This is a genomic window from Bartonella sp. AD328YNZD, assembly GCF_042196425.1.
This window is the reverse complement of record NZ_JBHIQG010000372.1, coordinates 1-2,234: the sequence shown is the minus strand read 5'-3', so window position 1 is coordinate 2,234 and position 2,234 is coordinate 1. Positions and strand designations below refer to the sequence as shown.

Here is a 2,234-nt window from a genome sequence, read left to right as displayed (position 1 = left end):
TTTTTCACAGGGTTTTCAAAGACCTTTCAAAGCCTTCTCTCATTTTTACTATGAAAACGCACTTTTTTCTGATTTTCGCTCTTTTTTACAATTTTAGGTGTCAAAATCTATTTTGACAAAACGCACTTTTAATGCTAAATTTTATACATAAAAACAACGAATTATCACGTATTCCTACCTAATCCCACCTTTTCCCACTTAGTACAAAACCTAGTGTCAAACTACATCAATGATACGTTTGTCAAATAATTTTTATTAGAAAAAACTATGTCAAACACGAAGTGTCCATAAAAAGTTTCTTTGTAAGACATGATGGATCACATTCATGAAGAGAAGCATTACTTTGTGAGAAATGCTCGTATGGATCTCTATATATACATCTATATTGAGAAGCCATTAGATGTTATAGTCATTTCTTTCTAACAAGACATCTTATTTGTTTTGATATCTCTTGATGAGGACTTGATAGAATACAAAGCTTACTCAACACCATCTATTTTTATATTTATACAGTTAAAAGAAGTCGGTCTATTATATCAATCTTAATGTTGCATCTGTTTTTAGCTTAAAGATAATTTATAAAAACAACAGAGTTCTTTTTAAATGGTTTTATGCATATGCACATCCTTTTAATAATATGCGAATGAATAAATTTTTTGACTTTGCATAAAGCTTATTCAAAATAAAAATATTATTGCACTCTCTGTTTTTTTAATGAGTCCATGCCATTAAAACTAATGCGTTGATTTATATAGATAATCTTGCGTTATTCATATTGAATTAGAACCCCGAATATCGTAGAATTCTCTCATTGCAAATCTATTCCCTGTTGAATCAATCAGAATCACTTGCTTACACGTCACAAACGGGGATGGCGTGTGGGTAAAACTGTATAAAAAGAAATACCCCCTACCTAATGAGCTGTTTCACGTGCTAAAGTCTGTCGCAACATTGGGAGTTGGCAAATATAATGATAGGGCCGGCCTGTTGCTTCACAAACGTAAAGATGGGAATACTCAATGGCTTTATCATTATACCATTCATGGTCGGCGCCGTAAAACGGGCTTAGGTATCTTAAGAGATGTTTCTTTAAAACAAAAGGTTCTCCAAATCGTGTTATTTACATACTTATTTTAACGAAATATTTCTCAATGCTTTACTCATTATGATGGTAGGCCCATACACGGATAAAGTAATTTTTCCTGTAAAGCGTATAAAATCCATTGAGCACTATCATCCTTGCCTTGCAAAATGCAAACCAATAGTCACCATGCTATTTGTTATTCTCCAATGTTTTCTTATCAATTTCTAATGTTGCAATAGCTCTTAACACTTAAGAACATTCATAAAAGCTATTTTATAGTTTTTATACACAAAGAGTTCCGCTTATGGAGTAACAAGCCAGCCCCATCATTATATTTGCCAACTCCCAATGTTGTGACAGATCTTGCATTAAGACGGTTCATAAGAGCCATTTTTAGTCCTTTCTTATATAAATTTTATCCACACGCCAGCCCCGCTTGTAATGTGCAAGCAAATAGTTTTGATTGATTCAAGATAAGCAGGTTTGAAATGAGAGAATCTTACGATGTTCGCGCGCGCTCATTCAACATGCAAAACAATAATATCCCATTATGCCGTAAAACAATGTTATTTATGACAATAATATAAGGCATGTAAGTCTCCTTGGTATGTTAAGTATTTTTTTATGCGTAGTGAATATTTTTAATTCTTACTCGTCGGACCTGATGTAAGTGAAGCGCATGCATGAGAAGTCAAGCGGAATCAGCTCAACAAGAAGCCGAACTTTTTACAGACCAGCAAAGGTTAAGAACCTTCATCCTTAGAAAGATCAACCTTATCAATAATATGATGAGTTAATATATCCGTTTTAAAGAGCTGGAGATTAGGTCGTTATAAATCTAGAAACGCGTTTCATTACCAAAAAAATTGAGATAACGTTGTACTTCTTCTGGATTACCGATAGTTTTTTCAGCATTATCTGAAAGTTTTACAGCTGGCCGACCACTTGCATGAGTCACCTTACAAACAAGGGAAAGAGCATCAAGTGTTGCAATTTCTTGAGGTGCACAGCCCGTAAAGTCGTTGGTAAGATCAGTTCCCCATCCAAAACTCATGCGCACTCTTCCATGAAAATGATGATAGGTTTTTTCGATTGTATTGACATCAAGAGCATCAGAAAAAATTAAAAGTTTTTCGCGTGGATCTTTTCC

2 pseudogenes are annotated in these 2,234 nt (G+C 34.0%); one reads left to right on the top strand and one right to left on the bottom strand.

What is annotated here, in order from left to right:
* Positions 1 to 930: 930 nt before the first annotated feature.
* A pseudogene (locus ACFIO3_RS11895) lies at positions 931 to 1,098 on the top strand (integrase); the annotation flags it as partial.
* Between the two features lie 824 nt (positions 1,099 to 1,922).
* Here ACFIO3_RS11895 and ACFIO3_RS11890 read toward each other — a convergent pair.
* Positions 1,923 to 2,234, bottom strand: a pseudogene (locus tag ACFIO3_RS11890) (nicotinate phosphoribosyltransferase); the annotation flags it as partial.